The sequence below is a fragment of the Antarctobacter heliothermus genome (assembly GCF_900188425.1).
Lineage (GTDB): Bacteria > Pseudomonadota > Alphaproteobacteria > Rhodobacterales > Rhodobacteraceae > Antarctobacter > Antarctobacter heliothermus.
Map to the genome: position 1 here is coordinate 15,674 of NZ_FZON01000006.1, position 17,617 is coordinate 33,290.

Below are 17,617 nucleotides of genomic sequence, written 5' to 3' on the forward strand. Positions count from 1 at the left end.
CGAGCGGCCACGAGTCCCAAAACGCCCCACTGCCCCCGGCCTCAACTCACGTCGCCCATCGGCAACCGGATTTCGAAACAGGTGCCGGCGTCGTCGCTGTGGGTCAGCCGCAGGCTGCCGCCGTGGCCGCGCACCAGTTCGGCGACGATGGCCAGACCCAGCCCCGACCCGCCCTTGCGCACCCCGCCCTGAAACGCCTGAAACAGATGTTCGCGCGCCTTGGGCGGCAGCCCCGGCCCGGTGTCGGACACGGTGATCACCCAATCCTCATCCTCGGCATGGGCGGCCACGTTGATCTCACCGGGCTGGCCGGTGGCGACAATGGCCTGCCGGGCGTTGCGGATCAGGTTGGACAGCGCGCGGTAGATCTGTTCGGAATCGGCGCGCACCGTCATGCTGGCGGGGATGTCCTCAGACAGGCTGACGTCGTGATCGTTCAGCGCCAGCCGCTCGGCCTCCAGCACCTCGTTGGTCAGTTCCGACAGGTTGAACAGCATCAGGCTGGGAGCCGGTTCCTCTGCCCGACCAAAGGCCAGCGTGTTCTCGCACAGCGAAATCGCGCGGGTGATCGAATTGACCAGCTTGGGCGCCATCCGCTGCACCGCCGGGTCCTCTGACATCTCGATCCGGTCGGTGAACAACTGGGCCGATGTCAGGATATTGCGCAGATCGTGGCTGACCCGGGCCATCGCCCCACCCAATTGCGCCAGCCGGTCTTTCTGCCGCAGCGCTTGGGTCAACTGCGTCTGCAGCAACTGCAACGATTCCTCTGCCTCGCGCAATTCCCGCACGGTGGCCGAGGGCCGGATGATCCGGCGCGCGTCCTCGGGTGCCTCGGCGTATCTCTGGATGTGGCCCACCACCCCCTTGATCGGTTTCACCAGCAGGCGGCGCACCGCAAGAAACAGCAGCATCGCCGTGATGATGGAAATGACCGCCGACAGCAGCAGGATGCGCAGACCGTAATCAATCATGGCCGCGCGCAACGGGGCGCTGTCCATCGTGACCTCGATCAGCTCACCGCCATCTCGCAACGGCGCGCCCATCACACGGATCACCTGCGGGTCGCTCTCCACCAGACAGGCCAGCGCGTCCCGCATCAGCTCCCACGCAGGGGCATCGCGCAAATCGAAAGAATGCGACACCTCGCCCGGGATCGGAGAGGACAGCACCAGCTGCCGGATCTCGTCGCGCCTGAGCACCACGTTGTAGACCCCCGCATTGGCCAGCAGTTCGACCTCCAGCTCCGGCTCGATCATGTCGTCCGCCAGCAGAGCCAGCGACGCGATCTGCGCCCGCTCCAACCGCGCCAGCAGGTAATCCTCGCGGAACCGCGCCACCGACGGCATAAAGATCAGCACTTCGGCCATCATCACGAAGATGACGGTCAGGATCAAAAAGCGGCCGGACAGGGTGTTGAGCATGGGGCGCTATCGCATTCAGGGCAGCCAGCGCTGGACCAGCCTGACCACTTTCTTGACGGTGTCGTTCTCAAACAGCTTCGGAGAGAAATAGGCCCCCGCGACGCGCTTGTTGATCTCTCCAATCGTCGGATAAGGTGAGACCATGTTGGAAACCGCGCTCATCTTCAACCCGTTGGCGATGACAAGCGACCAGAGATTGATCAATTCGCCCGCCTGATGGCCCGCGATGGACACGCCCACCGGCCTGTCCCGGACCACCATGACCTTGATCAGGCCCGTGGTCTTGCGCTCGGCAATGGCGCGGTCGTTGTGGCTGTATTCAAAGCGGACCACCGTCAGCCTGTCACCGTGTTCCTCACGCGCCTGCGCCTCTGTCAGGCCGACCTGTGACAGTTCCGGCTGGGTATAGGTGGCCCAGGGGATATGCGCGGTCTTGGTCTTGGCGGGCAGGCCGAACAGCGCGGAGCGGATGACAATCCCGGCATGATAGCCCGCCACATGGGTAAATTGCAGGCCGCCTGCCGCGTCGCCAATGGCATAGACGCGCCGGTTGCTGGTTTTCAGGCTGTCGTCCACCTTGACGCCTGCCTTGGTCGTCTCGACCCCCGCCGCGTCAAGGTTCAGCTTGTCGAGGTTGGCCTTGCGCCCCACCGCCACCAACAGGTGAGAGCCCTTGAAGACGCGGCCATCCTTGGCCTCGACTTCTATCGCGCCCGCCGCGCCGCGCACCTCTTGCGCCAGCGCCTCTTCGGCGATCTCGATGCCCTCGGCGCGCAACTGGTCCAACACGATCTGCGCCAGTTCGGGGTCGTCCTTGCCCAACGCCTTGGCCCCTTCGATCACTGTCACCTGTGAGCCAAGCCGCCGGTGCGCCTGCGCCATTTCCATGCCGATGGGGCCGCCACCGATAATCAGCAGGTGGTCGGGCCGCTCGCGCAGATCCCACAGCGTTTCATTTGTCAGATAGGGTACAGCGTCCAGACCGGGGATCGGCGGCACCAGAGGCGACGACCCGGTGGCAATCACAATCCGCCGCGCGGTGATGCGATACCCGCCCGCCTCGACCACCCGGTCAGAGGTAAACCGCCCGTAGTCGCGGATCACGCGCACGCCGAACCCCTCAAACCGTTCCTGACTGTCGACAGGTTCAATCTGCGCGATCACATCCGCCACATGGGCCTGTGCAGCAGCGTAATCCACCTGCGGCGCGGCATCCGCGACGCCGTAGACCTCTGCATGGCGCATCGCATGGGCGGTCTTGGCGCTGGCGATCAGCGCCTTGGACGGCACACAGCCATAGTTCAGGCAATCGCCGCCCATCTTGTGACCCTCCAGCAGGATCACGTCGGCACCCATCTGGCTGGCTCCCGCAGCCACGGACAGGCCACCCGATCCGGCACCAAGAATCAGCAGATCACAGGTCAGGTTTTCCATCTCAAAGCCCCTTCTTGCCGCGCAGGGCCTTGATCAGAATCGGCAGGACAGACAGCGCCGCAAGGCCAAGGATCGGGCCGATGATATGCGGCTCGAACAGGATGCTCAGGTCCGGGGTTTCACCGCGTTCGAACACCTCGCCCAGCCCGGCGCCGACAGAGGTATAGACCACCGTGCCCGGTATGATGCCCAGAAAGGTCGAAATGACAAAGCGGTGCAGCGGCACCTCAAGGAAGGCAGGGACCAGATTGGCGATAAAGAACGGCACCGCCGGAACAAGACGGATCAGGAACAGCATCGACCACTGATTCTCGTCGATGCCGTCCTTGATCTTCTTGACCATGCCTTGTGAGGTTTCCAGCCGCTCACCCAGCTTGGCGCCCAGCCCCCAGCGCGCCGCCAGAAAGATGGCGGTCGCGCCTGCCGTCGCGGCGGCGACGTTGAACAGACTGCCGGGGAAGGTGGCAAAGAGAAAGCCGCCGGTCAGGGTGGCGATGGTCGCGCCGGGCAGGGAAAAGGCCACGATGGCCACATAGACCAGCAGAAAGACCGTCAGCGTCGCGATGTAATGCGAATCGCGGAAGGACAGCAGCGCCTCGCGGTTGTCGGACAGCGTCTGAAAGCTCAGGACATCCCCCAGCGCGAAATAGCCCGCGACGGCGGCGGCGGCGATCACCATCAGCGGAAGATGCCGTTTCAGGCCGGGCGGTCGGTCGGTTTGGGTCATGTCACTCATCTGCTCGGGCCTGTTGTTTGGGCGGGGTGGGTGTAACATGCGGCCCCCGTCCGTGACACAACAGGGGTCTCACGGGCGCTTGATCTCTGTCCCGCCAAAGCGTGAGGATTCCGGGGCGGAAAGGCCAGACTGAAACATTTCCCGCCCCGTTGCGCGGGTCGTTTGTTGCAATGCAGGTGGAGGATGCGGGTCTTTTGACGCGGGCGGGTGGCTTGACCGGCGCGGGCAAAGGTGAAGAAAGTGTTAAAACGTCTCTGTAAGCCATTGATTCTGCGTCGGCGACGGTCTGTCCACGCGTGGACAGGTCATTTTCGCCCTGTTTGGCTGACGTGGGCGAAAAAGCATGACTCCCGTTTGACAGCCGCCCCAAGGCCCCCTATAGGCAGGGCTTCGAATTTCCTGTCCCCGAGTCGCTCTGGGGCAATGAACCGGAGTAGCCGCGATGAAACGCACTTTTCAGCCGTCCAACCTCGTCCGCAAGCGTCGCCACGGGTTTCGTGCCCGTATGGCCACCAAAGCAGGTCGCAAGATCCTGAACGCACGCCGCGCCCGCGGCCGCAAGAGCCTGAGCGCCTGAGCCTCACGCCTGACGCAGCGGAGCGGAACGTGACCACCGCAAAAGCCGCCACGGAGCAATCCGAGGCGGCCTTTTTGCCGTTGACCGTTCTCAGCAAGCGCGCCGATTTCCTGCGCGCCGCCCGCGCCCGCCGCGCCCCCTGTGAGGGTTTTCTGCTGCAAGGCCGCCAACGCGCGCCGGGCGAGGCAGAGGGTATCCGCGTCGGCTATACCTGCTCGAAAAAGGTCGGCAACGCCGTCGCCCGCAACCGCGCCAAGCGCCGGCTGCGTGAAATCGCACGCCTGATCCTGCCTGACATGGGTGTCGACGGCTGGGACTACGTCCTGATCGGACGGGCGGAAAAAACCGCATGGCGCGACTTTGCCGCGCTCCAGACCGATCTGCGCCACGCCCTGCGCAAGATCCACGGCCCCCAGTCATGACCCCGCTGGCCCATATCGTCGCGCTGCCGGTCCGCGCCTACCGACTGCTCCTCAGCCCTTGGGTCGGTCACGGCTGCCGCTATCACCCGACTTGTTCGGTCTATGCACTTGAGGCGTTGGAAAAGCACGGCGCCATCAAAGGCAGCTTGCTGGCCGCCCGTCGGATCGCCCGATGCCATCCTTGGGGTGGGTCCGGCATCGACAACGTCCCCGACTGAGCCGGGCCCTCCGGTATTCCCGACCCTGCGCGCTCTAGGTTTTCGGCGGGGAATCATGTATGATCTGCCGCAGGTTCAACACATGACAAAGGAGGCAAACATGATGATCATTCGATCGCTCCCCCTTGTTCGGGTCGCTTGCCTCTGTGGTGACCTGCGCGGGTAAGCGCACTTTGGCCTGATATCTCAGGTCTCTCCAATTTCCTCCTGATTTCGGGGCCGCCCGTCCTTGTCCGAGCATGTCGTCTTGGACCCTGTCGCGCTGCTTCGTTCGATTTGAAAGGCCGGACCCTGTCCGGGCGATAGACATGACACATTTCAAAACGCTCTTCCTCCCCGCAGCGGTCGCCCCGCGCCCTGCTTTCCTGTCCGCGCTGTCGGGTCTGTTCCGCTCCGGCCCCGCACACCACGACCCGCCGACGTCGCCTGCGCTGAGCGATCACCTGCGCCGCGACATCGGGGTCGCCCCGGCGGGTGCTGCAATGCCCTCAACCGGCACCGCAATGCTGAACAGCCTGCGCTGAAGGCGCGGGGCGGGCACGCTCTGCCTGCCCCCCCCGCTACACCCGTTGCCGCCCGTTGCCGCCCGTTGCCATGGCACCGCCTTGCCGCTATGTGCAGCCCATGCTGGACGATGCCGACGACATTCACCCGCTCTTTTACGGAGCGCCCAAATCCACCGAGTTCAAGAAACTCCGCAAGCGGATCGTGCAGAATGTGCGCGAGGCGGTGGAGCAATATGGCATGGTCGAAGAGGGCGCCAGATGGCTGGTCTGCCTGTCCGGCGGCAAGGACAGTTACACCCTGCTTGCCATCCTCCATGAGCTGAAATGGCGCGGTCTGCTGCCGGTCGATCTGCTGGCCTGCAATCTGGATCAGGGGCAGCCGGGCTTTCCCGCGACCGTCCTGCCCGAATTTTTGGAAAAGATGGGTGTCCCGCACCGGATCGAGTATCAGGACACCTATTCCATCGTCGTCGATAAGATCCCGCAGGGCCGCACCTTTTGCGCGCTTTGTTCGCGCCTGCGCCGGGGAAACCTGTACCGGGTCGCCCGCGAAGAGGGCTGTTCGGCGGTGGTGCTGGGCCATCACCGCGACGATATTCTGGAAACTTTTTTCATGAACCTCTTTCATGGCGGACGGCTGGCGACGATGCCGCCGAAACTGGTCAATGAAGAGGGTGATCTGTTTGTTTACCGTCCGCTGGCGCATGTGGCAGAAGCCGATTGTGACCGATTCGCGCGGGCGATGAATTATCCTATCATTCCTTGTGATCTATGCGGGTCGCAGGACGGTTTGCAGCGGCAGCAGGTCAAGCAAATCCTTGACGAGTGGGAGAAAAATTCACCCGGACGGCGGCAGGTCATGTTCCGTTCGCTGATGAATGTCCGCCCGTCTCACATGCTGGACCCCGGCCTTTTCGATTTTGCCGGCCTCATGCGCGACAAAGTTTCGCCCAAATCGTGAAAAACCGGAACCGGCGTTAAGTTTCGAGTTACCGACGTGGCCTAGTGTCCCTGTTATGAAGAGCAAGGATACGGGCATGTTTGCGTCACTTCGCGCGCTTCCAACCAGGCTGCGCACCGCGGTACGGCGCGGTTTTCACGGACCACAGGCGCTGGCCTTTCTGCCGGCAGCCGCGCTTGCGGCCTTTTGGCTGGGGGGCGAACCCTTGTTGCTGGTCGTGGCACTGGGGACTCCGGCGCTATTGCTGTTGTCCGGGTTCAACGTCGGCGCCGGGGCGAACCGTCCCGAGGGCGATCATGCCGATATCGTTGATTCCATCGCCGCCGCACGACTGGTGCAACAGGCGTTGGATCGGGCCCAGGCGGCCAATCTGGCCACGGCCTGCATGGTGATAGAGATAGATGGCCTGGCTGAAATTGCCCGACAGGCGGATGAATCGACCGTCGACAACCTGCGCGAACTGACGCTCGCCCGTTTGCGCAAAACGCTGCGTCGGGACGACGCGGCGGTGCGCTACGGTGAAAACCGCTATCTTGTCCTGCTGGCGCCCTCTCTGCGTCTGGACCTCGAGGCGCTGCTGCAACTCGCCGGACGCCTGCAAAACGCGATCGAGGAACCCACATCCGTTGATGAGACCATGCGCTATCTTTCGGCCTCCATCGGTTTTTGCGGCAGCCTGCGCCTGAAGAACGAGGCCACCGGAAAGCAGTTGCTCGACGCCGCGCAGATTGCCCTGGACGACGCGACGGCCAAGGGGCCGTCCGCAATCCGTGCCTGGTCCGAAAACATGCGCCAGACCCATATCGAACAGAAAACCCTGCGCAATGAGGTGGATCGCGCCCTGTCCAACGGCCAGATCCAGCCATGGTTTCAACCACAGGTGTGCACGTCGACCGGGGCGATCAGCGGGGTCGAGGCGCTGGCGCGCTGGATACACCCCGAACGGGGCATCGTCCCGCCCGCGCAATTCCTGCGCGTGCTCGAAGATGCGGGTCGGATGGAATACCTCAGCGAGGTCATCCTCCAGCACTCGCTGACTGCTTTGCGCAGCTGGGATCAGGCCGGGCTGGATATCCCGCGTGTCAGCGTCAACTTTTCCGATCCTGAATTGCGCGACCCCCGGTTGGTCGAACGCATCCAGTGGGAACTGGATCGGTTTGGGCTGACTGCCGAACGGCTGGGGATCGAGGTGCTGGAAACCGTGATCGCCGGTGCGCCAGAGGGCATTGTGGCCCGCAACATCGTCGAATTGGGGCGGATCGGCTGCCACATCGATCTGGATGATTTCGGCACCGGCCATGCCTCGATCACCTCGCTGCGCCGGTTCAAGGTCCATCGGCTGAAGATCGACCGCAGCTTTGTCACCCGTGTCGATCGCGATGAAGAACAGCACCGGATGCTGGCTGCCGTTCTTGGCATGGCTGACCGGCTGGGACTGGAAACCATCGCAGAAGGTGTCGAAAGCGTTGGCGAACACGCGCTGTTGTCACAATTGGGCTGCGACCATGTTCAGGGGTTTGGCATCGCCCGCCCGATGCCGGCGGACAACCTGATCGACTGGGCAAAAGACCACGTCATCCGCATTGCCGAGGCTCAGAAACTTGGGCGCGGCACCGGCTGACAACGCGCCCCGCGAATGATGCCAGTTCCAGCACCTTGTGCGTCCAGCCGCGCCCGTCCCGCGCAACCACCGCATTTTGGTCGGCGCACCTGTGCCACACCGCCCCTGAAAGGGGGATTCCGCTTGACCTTTGCAGCGCGGACCGTTTGAACCCAGCGGTGACTTTCAACGGATAGGTGGCCGCCCTCATGGACGATCAGAACAAGAACCTGCTTCTCGCGACCGCGCTCAGCATGGTTGTGATCCTTGTATGGTTCCTGCTGTTTCCGCCGCCGGATCCGGTCGAGGATCCCAACGCGCCCGTCGCAACGGAAACCGACACGCCGCTGTCGCCCGACGGCGTCGCCACGGCTCCGCGCGCGGCACCGCCCGTCGCAGGCGGCGTGCCGGCCGGTCAGGATCCCGCATCGGCCAGTGCTGACACGACAGAGGCGCCGCGCTTGCCGCTCGACACCGCACGCCTCGAAGGGTCGATTTCGCTGACCGGGGGGCGCATCGACGACCTGCGGCTCAAGGACTACCGGGACGAACTGGGCCCCGACTCGCCCATCGTCCAGATGCTGGACCCGGTCGGCAGCACCAACCCCTACTACGCTCTTTTCGGCTGGGCGCCCGGCAACGGACTGGCCTTTGAGGATGTTCCCGGCGCCAACACGGCCTGGACCGTCGAATCGGGCAAGACCCTTGGCATCGACGCGCCCGTGACCCTGCGCTGGGACAGCCCGGCGGGTCTGGTGTTCCGGCGGACAATCTCTGTCGATGAGGACTTTATGTTCTCGGTCACCCAGTCGGTGGAAAATTCCGGCGGTGCGACGGTGTCTCTTGCCCCCTACGGCATGCTGGCCCGCCACGGCGAACCCGAGGATCTCAAGAACTTCTTCGTCCTGTTCGAAGGCGCGTTGCAGATGTCCGACGGCATCCTTGAACAGACCAAGTACAAGAAAATGCCCGACCTCGATGTCGTTCCCGCCGAGGGCACACAGGCGATCGTGCAGCGCGTCCAGGAAACCGGCTGGATCGGCTTTACCGACCACTACTGGATGGCCACGTTGATCCCCGACGTAGGAACACCGTTCAAGTCGGTGGTGAAATACGACGCCCGCCGCGACATCTACCAGACCGAGGCGGTGTTGCCGACGGTTCAACTGGCACCCGGGGAGACCCGTGAGGTCAGCTCCAAACTGTTTGCCGGTGCAAAGGAATGGGAAACGATCCGCGCCTACCAGAAGGCCGGCATCGACCGGTTCCTCGACTCGATCGACTGGGGCTGGTTCTTTTTCCTGACCAAGCCGATCTTTGCCGTCCTGCACTGGCTGAATGCCCAGATCGGCAACATGGGTGTCGCAATTATCGCGCTGACACTGCTGCTCAAGGCGATCCTCTTTCCGCTGGCGTATAAATCCTACGCCTCGATGGCAAAGATGAAGGAACTCCAGCCGGAGATGGAAAAGATCAAGGAGCGCGCCGACGGCGACCGTGAAAAGCTCCAGAAAGAGATGATGGGTCTCTACAAGAAGGAAAAGGTGAACCCGGCTGCGGGCTGTTTGCCGATCCTGTTGCAGATCCCGATCTTTTTCAGCCTTTACAAGGTGATCTTTGTCACGCTGGAACTGCGGCATGCGAACTTCTTTGGTCCGTTCAACGACCTGTCCGCGCCTGACCCGACCTCGATCTACAACTTCTTCGGTCTGCTGCCCTGGGCCTCGCCCGATCCGCAGTCGATCCTTGCGCTGGTCTTTATCGGTATCCTGCCGCTGATGCTGGGCGTTTCGATGTGGCTTCAGCAAAAACTGAACCCGGCGCCTGCCGACCCGACGCAGCAGATGATCTTTGCCTGGATGCCATGGGTGTTCATGTTCATGCTGGGCGGTTTTGCCAGCGGCCTGGTTGTGTACTGGATCACCAACAACGTGATCACCTTTACGCAGCAGTACCTGATCATGCGCAGCCACGGGTATTCCCCTGACATCATGGGCAACATCAAGGCCAGCGTGAAAAAGAAAGACAAGGAGCAGGGAAAGAAATGACCCGGCAGTTGACTGCGATCTGGCGCTTTCCGATCAAGAGCCACGGTCGGGAAGAGCTGGACGCGGTCACCTTGGCCGCTGGTCAGACCCTGCCCTGGGACCGCCACTGGGCCGTGGCGCATGAACAGTCGCAAGTGGACGGCGCTGAATGGGTGCCCTGCCAGCATTTCTCGCGCGGGTCCAAGGCGCCCGCGCTTGCCGCGATCTCTGCGCGTCTCGATGAGGACAGCGCAACAGTCACGCTGTCCCATCCTGACCGTGACGACCTGGCGTTTCAGCCCGATACCGAAGGCGACAGGCTGATTGACTGGGGTCAGGGCCTTGTCCCCGACAACCGGGCACAATCGGCGCGCGTGGTCCGGGGGCAGCAGCGCGGCTTTACCGACAGCGATTTCCCGTCAATCACGCTGTGCAATCTGTCGTCCCACCGCGCTGTGGAACAGCGGGTGGGTCAAGCGCTGTCGATCCATCGCTGGCGCGGTAACCTGTGGTTCGACGGCGGCGCGCCATGGGAAGAATTCGACTGGATCGACCGTGAGATCCGCATTGGCGAGGCCGTCCTTATCCCGCGTGAGCGCACGGATCGGTGCCTTGCGACCCATAACAATCCGGACACCGGCACGCGGGATACCGACGTGCTAAGCGCGCTCGACAGCTGGGACCACCGCGACTTTTCCGTCCGGGCAGAGGTCCTGCGCGGCGGTCGGATCGCCACCGGCGACAGTGTAGAGGTACTCTGATGCAACTGCCCTTTCCTCTCGCCGAAGAGCCCGATGATGAAACCCGCGAGGCCGTGCGAAAACTGTTCGTCGGCGACGTCGATTTTCTAAAAGGCGTCGTTGCCATGGACGGCCTGCCCCCGGATGATCGGGCCGAGGTCTGCTTTGCCGGGCGCTCCAACGTCGGCAAGTCCAGCCTGATCAACGCACTCACCGGGCGCAAGGGTCTGGCGCGCGCGTCCAACACGCCGGGGCGGACGCAGGAAATCAACTATTTCATGCTGGGCACCGAACGGTTCCTTGTCGATCTGCCCGGGTATGGCTTTGCCAATGCGCCGGTTGCGGTGGTCGCCAAATGGCAGGCGCTGCTGAAATCCTATCTCGCGGGCCGCGTCAGCCTGCGCCGCGCCTTTGTGCTGGTCGATTTCCGTCACGGGATCAAACCCGTCGACGATGAGATCATGACCCTGCTGGACCGCTCTGCCGTCACCTTTCAGGTGGTCCTGACCAAGGCGGACAAGGTCAAGGCCGCGGAACAGGACGCCATCCTGGCCCAGGTGCGCGAACGGCTGTCGAAACATCCCGCCGCCTACCCGGAAATCGTGGTCACCAGCAGTGAAAAAGGTGAGGGGATCGCCAGCCTGCGCGCCATCATCGCCGGTCTCACCTGACACGCACGATCAGACGGCAAAACCACCTGTCCCTCTGGTCTTTGGGGCGGCAAGCGGGCATTCTGGTCCCCGGCCGCCCTGTGAGAGACCTCAGATGAGACAGCAAAACATGAACAGAGACTGGATCGCCACTGCCCGGACCCTCTCCGAGGCCCTGCCCTACCTGCAACGCTATACCGGCGCGATTGTGGTGGTGAAATTCGGCGGCAACGCCATGGGCGACGACGACGCCATGGCCGCCTTTGCCCGCGACATCGTGCTGATGCGTCAGGTCGGCGTGAACCCTGTGGTGGTGCACGGTGGCGGCCCGATGATAAACGATCTGCTGAAACGGCTGGGCATCGAAAGCCGCTTTGTGCGGGGCAAGCGTGTCACCGACAAGGCCACCGTCGAGGTGGTCGAAATGGTGCTGACCGGCCTCGTCAACAAACGCATCGTTCAGGCCATCATGGACGAAGGCGGCCGCGCCGTCGGCCTGTCCGGCAAGGACGATGATCTGATGGTTTGTGAGCCCGACGATCCCGAGCTGGGCTTTGTCGGTCGCCCGATCGAAATGAACGTACAGGTTCTGCGCGACCTGTTCACCGCCGGGATCATCCCGGTTGTGGCCCCCGTCGGCACCGGCACCGAAGTCACCGAAACCTACAATGTCAACGGCGACACCGCCGCCGGTGCGATCGCGGGCGCGCTCAAGGCGGACCGCCTGCTACTGCTTACCGATGTGCAAGGCGTCAAGGGCACGGACGGCAATGTGCTGACCGCCCTCACCCCCGAAGACGTGCGCCGCCTGACCGCAGAGGGCGTGATTGCGGGGGGCATGATCCCCAAGACGGAAACCGCGCTCAAGGCGATCGACGAAGGCGTGCGCGCCGTGGTCATCATAGACGGACGCGTGCAGAATGCCTGCCTGCTGGAGCTTTTCACCGAACACGGTTCGGGCTCAATGATCCGCTCGGACAACCGCCCGCCGTTGGCGGAATGACCCCGCAGACCCTGCGTGAGGCCGATCTGACGGCGGCCTGCGCGGGCCTGCGGGTGCGCGGCGCGCTTCAACCCGGCGCGGATGATGGCGCGCCCCAAGGCACCGGCACGCTGCTGCTGCTGGGCCCGGATGAACCGGGCTTTTGGCCGCTGTTCTCGTTTAGCCCGGAATACCTCGACGGCAGGCCCGACCCGCTGGACCGCTGGTCAAAACGCATCGTGTCCGCCCTTGCTGGAGATTGGGGCGGCAGCGCCCTTTTCCCCTCGGACGGCCCGCCCTACGCGCCCTTCCTCGGCTGGGCCCTGGCCTCAGGCCGCGCTTGGTCCTCTCCTGTGGGTATGCTTGTGCACGACGCAGCGGGCCTTTTCATCAGCTACCGGGCCGCCATCACCCTGCCTGGGCGGCTGGCTCTGCCCGCCCCTGCCACCAAACCCTGCGACTCCTGTCCTCAGCCTTGTCAGACCGCCTGCCCCGTCGGCGCGCTGACCCCCGGTCAGGCCTACGACGTCGCACGCTGCAAGACTCACATCGCATCAGAGGCGGGACGAACCTGCCGCACCGCGGGCTGCCTAGTGCGCCGCGCCTGCCCAGTGGCCAAGGATTTCTCCCGCCGCCCCGAACAATCCGCCTTTCATATGCACGCCTTCCACGGAGACGCTGCCCCATGAAACAGCTCATCTTGATCCGCCATGCCAAATCGGACTGGGGGTTTGATCGCCCGGACCATGACCGCCCGCTGAACGCGCGCGGTCGTCGCGCGGCGTCGGCAATCGGCGCATGGCTGCACGACAACGGACACCTGCCGGATGAGGTGCTGTGTTCCACATCGGCCCGCACCCGCGAAACGCTGGCCTTGCTTGACACCCAAGTGCCGACCCGGTTCGAGCGTGCGCTGTACCACGCAGCCCCGGACACGCTGTTCGAGGTTCTGAACTCTGCGCATGGCATCAGCGTCATGCTGCTCGCCCACAACCCCGGCATTGCCACGATGGCCGCGTCACTGCTGACGACCCCGCCAGAGCACCCACGCTTTGACGCCTATCCCACCGGCGCCACGTTGGTGGTCCACTTCGACATCGACACCTGGAAAGACCTGCGCACCGGAACCGGCACAGCCCACGCCTTTATCGTCCCGCGTGACCTGACGGACTGACACGCGCCCCGATTTCTTCTGTCCAGAAATATCCCGTGGGGTCGCGCAGCGGCGGGGGCAGCGCCCCCTCCCCGGCCTGACCCAAGCTCAGACGTCAGCGGAACGGCGGGCTGTAAAGCAGACCGCCATTGGTCCATTGCAGGTTCAGGCCGCGCGACAGGCCAATCGGTGTCGTCTCACCAATGTTGCGGGCAAAGATCTCACCATAGTTGCCACCGGCCCGGATCGCCCGGACGGCCCATTCTGCGTCCAGCCCCAGCAACTCGCCCATTCGGCCCTCGGTGCCCAGCAGCCGTGCGATTTCCGGGTTGTTGGTGCTCTCGCGCATCTCGTCGATATTGACCGACGTCACGCCCAGTTCTTCTGCCGTGATCAGCGCGTTGAGTACCCAGCGCACCACATCGGCCCAGTCGTCATCGCCTTGGCGGACCACGGGACCCAGGGGCTCTTTCGAGATCACATCGCCCAGCAACAGATGATCGCCTGGCGCCTTGAAGGCCGCCCGGATCGCCGCAAGGGATGAGGCGTCCGCGGTGAACACCTCACATTCGCCTTCAAGATAGAAGGTCTGCGCCTGGGCCAGGTTTTCGACCTCGATGCGTTCATAGGTGATGTTGTTGCGGGCGAAATACTCATCAAGGTTCATCGCCGTCTTGGTGTCTGGCTGCATGCAGATCCGCTTGCCGCTCAACTCTGTCGCGGAAGAGACCCCCATCGTCTTGGGCACCATGAACCGCTGGCCATCGTAATAATTGATCCCCGCGAAATCCAGTTTCAGCCCGACATCGGTCGCAAAGCTCCATGTCGTGTTGCGCACCAGAACGTCCAGTTCCCCGGACAGCAGCAAGGTAAAGCGCGTGGCATTTGTGGTCTCGACAAAACTCACCGCCGTGGGATCACCCAGAACCGCCGCTGCAAGCGCGCGGCACAGATCGACATCAAAGCCGGTCCATTCGTTCCGCGAATCCAGCGAGGCGAAGCCGATCAGCCCCGCATTGACGCCGCAGCTCAACTTTTCGCGCTGCTGCACATCCTCCAGCGTGCCGGCAGAGGCCGCACCAGCGGCACAGGCCAGCAAGGTCGCCGCGCAAAGTAGTACCCTCAGCATGCCGTTCCATTTCCTCGGATTTCGCGTCCCACCAACCGGCACACCGAACCGGGCACACCACAACAGAGGGGCTGATGTTCTACTGCCCCTCGCGTCGGGTCAATTTGGGCGGATTCCCGCCCAAAGGTCAAGCAAGGATGCCAATCAGACGTGCGTGGGGGCAAACGGCGCGACACTGCCTAACCCTCCGACATCGAGTGAAAAACCGCCGCGTGTTGAAACTCACCGCTTTTTCTTTGGGCAAGTGCCGCAGCGTCTTCATCGACGCCCCATTGCTCTTCCTGCCAGGTCTCGTCGATCCGCGACAGCGCCCAGGCCGCTGCGGGATCGCGTTCACCCCGGATCACCGCCAGCGCCAGCACCAATGACCCGGACATGGAGACGAGGTCATGAAAGGCCGCCAGCGCAAAGGCGGACTGGCCATGGACCTGCGCCGTCAGGCGGGCCAGCGCGCCGGGGTCTTGTGGGCGATGCATCACACCGACAACCGGCATTAGCCGTGCGCCATAGGCCGCCTCTGCCCAGTCCAGCAGGGGATCCCATCCCGCCTTCTGCCGGTCCACCAAACTCGCCGGACTACCAGCGCGGTAACACAACAAATCGCTGTCGCCGTAGGCGGCCAACATATCGGCCACGGCCGCATGCTGCGGCGCGACCTTGTCCAGCGCGGAATTCGCCATTCGGGTAAAGGGCATGGTGGCCGGGTTCACACGGTCCTGCTGTGCTTCCCATTCGGCGGCGATCTCGCGCGCTAGCGCCTCTGTCGGCACCACCAGCGGCGTCTTGGCGGGCGTCTTGACGCCGCGCCCGTCCAGCGTGACCGCATAGCCGAGATCGGCCTGCGCCACCTCGGCATTTTGCCAGAACCGCTTGGGGGCCCATTCGCTCATGACATCTCTCCCAGGATGTTCCCGATGGCACGCTCCAGCGCGGCGGCGTCATCGACGACATGCTGCGCATCTACCAGCGCCTCACGCGGGTGATAACCCCAAGTCACGCCGATCCGGGCGATCCCGGCGGCGCGCGCCATTTCCATGTCATAGCTGGTGTCACCGATCATCATCGCATGTTCCGCCTCAACCCCGGCCTCTTCGATCGCGGTATACAGCATGGCGGGATGCGGTTTCGACGGGTTGCCGTCGGCGCATTGCCGGGTGACGAAAAGCTGTGTCAGGCCTTGGCTTTCCAACAGCGCCGTCAACCCGCGCCGCGATTTGCCCGTTGCGATCCCCAGCAACACGTCGTCACGCGCCGACAGCCTGTCCAGCAGCGCCGGAATTCCGGGATACAGCGGTGACGCCTCTGGCCCGCCGGTCATGCGAAGACCGGCGTAGGCGTCCTTGTACCCCTCGACCAGCCGCGTGCGTTGCACCGCACCCAGATCGGGGGCCAGCACGGAAAATGCCTGTGGCAGGGACAGGCCGACGATGGACAGGATGGCCTCACGCGATGGGCGTTCCATCCCCTCCGAGGCATAGGCCGCGCTCATCGCACCCAGAATATCGCCCTGGCTGTCGACCAGCGTGCCGTCGACGTCAAAGATCACCAGCCGCAGGGTCATTGCAGTTCCTCGAACGGGTCATCCGCGGCAAAACTCTCTTCCCAGCCCAGCGTGTCCCAGCTGTGCGCCATGTGCGTGGGCAGCGGGGCGGTCACGGTCAGCGGCTTGCCGGTAAAGGGGTGTTTGAAGCTCATCGAGCGCGCGTGCAGGTGCAGCTTGCGCGAGATGTCCCCGCCCAGTTGCGCGCCCCAGCCATCGCCAAGGTTTTCCTGACCAGAGCCACCGTATTTGCCATCCCCGATGATCGGGTGCCCAATCTCTGCCATATGCGCGCGCAACTGGTGCGTGCGCCCGGTCAGAGGCTCCAGCGCGACCCATGAGGCGCGACTGGCGACCCGGTAGAGCGTGGCATACAGCGTATGCGCCCGCTTGGCGCCCTCGGTCGAATTCATGTCGCGCGGGTGGACGCAGAGCATCTTTTCGCCCTCGCCGTGGTGGCCGTGGCCCGGCGCCTTGACCAGACCATAGCGGATCTCTCCCAGATAGGGCACCGGCACACCGGCGACGAGCGCCCAGTAGATCTTGCGCGTCAGCTTGTGCCGGATCGCGTCGGTCAGCGCCTTGGCCGCCTCACGGGTGCGGGCCAGAACCAGAACGCCAGAGGTATCCTTGTCCAGCCGGTGCACAAGACGCGGCTTTTCGTCAAAGCCGAACTTCAGCGCCTCTGACAGGCCGTCGACATGGCGGGTCTGCTTGCTGCCGCCCTGCGTCGCCAGACCGGGCGGCTTGTTGATCACGATCAGGTGGTCGTCGCGGTAGATCACGCAGGACTGGATCAGCTCTGCATCCTGATCGGACACCCGGGGCTTGACCGGGGCGCTTTCGACCTCGCCCGGTTCGGGCAGCGGCGGGATGCGCACCTGCTGGCCGACCTCGACCCGGGTCGAGGCCTTGGCCCGCGCGCCATCCACCCGCACCTCACCCTTGCGGCACATCTTTTCGATGCGGCCCTGGGCGACATGCGGGAAATGACGCTTGAACCAGCGGTCAAGGCGCTGATCGCCGTCCCCCGGCCCCACAGTGACAGTTTGTACCCGGCTCATGTGGTGACACTCCGCGCTAGCGCCAGCCCGGCAAACAGGGCGGCAATGGACAGGACAACAGAGGCCGCGACATAGCCCGCAGCCACCCCGACCTGCCCGCGTTCATACAGCGTGACCGCGTCCAGCGAAAACGCCGAAAACGTGGTGAAGCCGCCCAGCAGGCCGGTCATCAGGAGCGGCGCAAAACGGTTGGCGGAAAGATGCAGCAGCGCCACGACGAGCACCCCCATGAGGAAAGAACCAAGGATATTCACCGTCAACGTGCCCCAGGGAAACCCCTTGCCCAGCAGGCGCGCAGCCGCGATCCCGGTCAGGTAACGGGCGGATGCGCCGAGGGCGCCGCCAAGGGCGACTTGCAGAATGGGTGCCATGCGCGCGGACATGGCGGTGTGGCGTGCGGAAGTCAAGCGGCGTACCGGTTTGCGGGCCTGCGGGACCTGACGTTCCATGCTAT

General features: G+C 63.9%; 20 protein-coding genes. 12 read left to right on the forward strand and 8 right to left on the reverse strand.

What is annotated here, in order from left to right:
- Positions 1 to 41: 41 nt before the first annotated feature.
- Genes CHB90_RS04700 through CHB90_RS04710 form a run of 3 tightly spaced genes read right to left on the reverse strand, consistent with a single transcriptional unit; the run spans position 42 to position 3,594 of the window.
- Entirely contained in the window at positions 42 to 1,424 is a 1,383-nt protein-coding gene (locus CHB90_RS04700) for a sensor histidine kinase (protein WP_089276704.1), read from the reverse strand.
- A 15-nt stretch (positions 1,425 to 1,439) separates the two neighbouring features.
- A complete protein-coding gene (locus tag CHB90_RS04705) occupies positions 1,440 to 2,858 on the reverse strand; it encodes a dihydrolipoyl dehydrogenase family protein (protein ID WP_089276705.1) in 1,419 nt (472 codons plus the stop codon).
- A 1-nt stretch (position 2,859) separates the two neighbouring features.
- Positions 2,860 to 3,594, reverse strand: coding sequence for a TVP38/TMEM64 family protein (locus CHB90_RS04710; protein WP_089276706.1), 735 nt, complete (start codon positions 3,592 to 3,594; stop codon positions 2,860 to 2,862).
- A 442-nt stretch (positions 3,595 to 4,036) separates the two neighbouring features.
- Here CHB90_RS04710 and rpmH point away from each other — a divergent pair, with 442 nt between their 5' ends.
- The 12 genes from rpmH (at position 4,037) to CHB90_RS04770 (ending at position 13,451) form a co-directional block, all read left to right on the forward strand.
- Positions 4,037 to 4,171, forward strand: a complete 135-nt coding sequence (gene rpmH / locus CHB90_RS04715) for a 50S ribosomal protein L34 (RefSeq protein ID WP_012177012.1) — start codon at positions 4,037 to 4,039, stop codon at positions 4,169 to 4,171.
- A gap of 29 nt (positions 4,172 to 4,200) precedes the next feature.
- A complete protein-coding gene (rnpA, locus tag CHB90_RS04720) occupies positions 4,201 to 4,593 on the forward strand; it encodes a ribonuclease P protein component (RefSeq protein ID WP_089276707.1) in 393 nt (130 codons plus the stop codon).
- Positions 4,590 to 4,811, forward strand: coding sequence for a membrane protein insertion efficiency factor YidD (gene yidD / locus CHB90_RS04725; protein WP_089276708.1), 222 nt, complete (start codon positions 4,590 to 4,592; stop codon positions 4,809 to 4,811). Before rnpA ends, yidD begins: the two co-directional genes overlap by 4 nt.
- Positions 4,812 to 5,119: 308 nt before the next feature.
- Entirely contained in the window at positions 5,120 to 5,335 is a 216-nt protein-coding gene (locus CHB90_RS04730) for a hypothetical protein (RefSeq protein WP_089276709.1), read from the forward strand.
- 100 nt (positions 5,336 to 5,435) lie between these two features.
- Positions 5,436 to 6,278 (forward strand): tRNA 2-thiocytidine(32) synthetase TtcA, encoded by an 843-nt coding sequence (gene ttcA / locus CHB90_RS04735; RefSeq protein WP_089276710.1) that lies wholly within the window; start codon positions 5,436 to 5,438, stop codon positions 6,276 to 6,278.
- 76 nt (positions 6,279 to 6,354) lie between these two features.
- Complete coding sequence (locus CHB90_RS04740; RefSeq protein ID WP_089276711.1) at positions 6,355 to 7,899, forward strand: putative bifunctional diguanylate cyclase/phosphodiesterase; 1,545 nt, start codon at positions 6,355 to 6,357, stop codon at positions 7,897 to 7,899.
- Positions 7,900 to 8,087: 188 nt separating this feature from the next.
- Positions 8,088 to 9,926, forward strand: coding sequence for a membrane protein insertase YidC (yidC, locus tag CHB90_RS04745; RefSeq protein ID WP_089276712.1), 1,839 nt, complete (start codon positions 8,088 to 8,090; stop codon positions 9,924 to 9,926).
- Entirely contained in the window at positions 9,923 to 10,666 is a 744-nt protein-coding gene (locus CHB90_RS04750; RefSeq protein ID WP_089276713.1) for an MOSC domain-containing protein, read from the forward strand. The genes yidC and CHB90_RS04750 overlap by 4 nt, the downstream gene beginning before the upstream one ends.
- Positions 10,666 to 11,316 carry a ribosome biogenesis GTP-binding protein YihA/YsxC gene (gene yihA / locus CHB90_RS04755; protein WP_089276714.1) on the forward strand — a complete coding sequence of 217 codons (651 nt, stop codon included), beginning with the start codon at positions 10,666 to 10,668 and terminating at the stop codon, positions 11,314 to 11,316. The genes CHB90_RS04750 and yihA overlap by 1 nt, the downstream gene beginning before the upstream one ends.
- Positions 11,317 to 11,410: 94 nt before the next feature.
- Complete coding sequence (gene argB / locus CHB90_RS04760) at positions 11,411 to 12,298, forward strand: acetylglutamate kinase (protein ID WP_089276715.1); 888 nt, start codon at positions 11,411 to 11,413, stop codon at positions 12,296 to 12,298.
- Positions 12,295 to 12,966 (forward strand): ferredoxin, encoded by a 672-nt coding sequence (locus CHB90_RS04765; RefSeq protein WP_089276716.1) that lies wholly within the window; start codon positions 12,295 to 12,297, stop codon positions 12,964 to 12,966. Before argB ends, CHB90_RS04765 begins: the two co-directional genes overlap by 4 nt.
- Positions 12,963 to 13,451: a SixA phosphatase family protein gene (locus tag CHB90_RS04770; RefSeq protein ID WP_089276717.1), complete on the forward strand. Its 489-nt coding sequence runs from the start codon at positions 12,963 to 12,965 to the stop codon at positions 13,449 to 13,451. The genes CHB90_RS04765 and CHB90_RS04770 overlap by 4 nt, the downstream gene beginning before the upstream one ends.
- Positions 13,452 to 13,545: 94 nt before the next feature.
- Here CHB90_RS04770 and CHB90_RS04775 read toward each other — a convergent pair whose 3' ends face one another.
- From CHB90_RS04775 to crcB, 5 genes are all read right to left on the reverse strand, one after another.
- Positions 13,546 to 14,559 carry an amino acid ABC transporter substrate-binding protein gene (locus CHB90_RS04775; RefSeq protein ID WP_089276718.1) on the reverse strand — a complete coding sequence of 338 codons (1,014 nt, stop codon included), beginning with the start codon at positions 14,557 to 14,559 and terminating at the stop codon, positions 13,546 to 13,548.
- 179 nt (positions 14,560 to 14,738) lie between these two features.
- On the reverse strand, positions 14,739 to 15,449 hold the full coding sequence (locus CHB90_RS04780; RefSeq protein WP_089276719.1) for an ATP12 family chaperone protein: 711 nt from the start codon (positions 15,447 to 15,449) through the stop codon (positions 14,739 to 14,741).
- Positions 15,446 to 16,120: an HAD-IA family hydrolase gene (locus CHB90_RS04785; RefSeq protein ID WP_089276720.1), complete on the reverse strand. Its 675-nt coding sequence runs from the start codon at positions 16,118 to 16,120 to the stop codon at positions 15,446 to 15,448. The genes CHB90_RS04780 and CHB90_RS04785 overlap by 4 nt, the downstream gene beginning before the upstream one ends.
- Positions 16,117 to 17,163, reverse strand: coding sequence for an RluA family pseudouridine synthase (locus tag CHB90_RS04790; RefSeq protein WP_089276721.1), 1,047 nt, complete (start codon positions 17,161 to 17,163; stop codon positions 16,117 to 16,119). Before CHB90_RS04790 ends, CHB90_RS04785 begins: the two co-directional genes overlap by 4 nt.
- Entirely contained in the window at positions 17,160 to 17,534 is a 375-nt protein-coding gene (gene crcB, locus CHB90_RS04795; protein ID WP_089276818.1) for a fluoride efflux transporter CrcB, read from the reverse strand. Before crcB ends, CHB90_RS04790 begins: the two co-directional genes overlap by 4 nt.
- Positions 17,535 to 17,617: the final 83 nt, after the last annotated feature.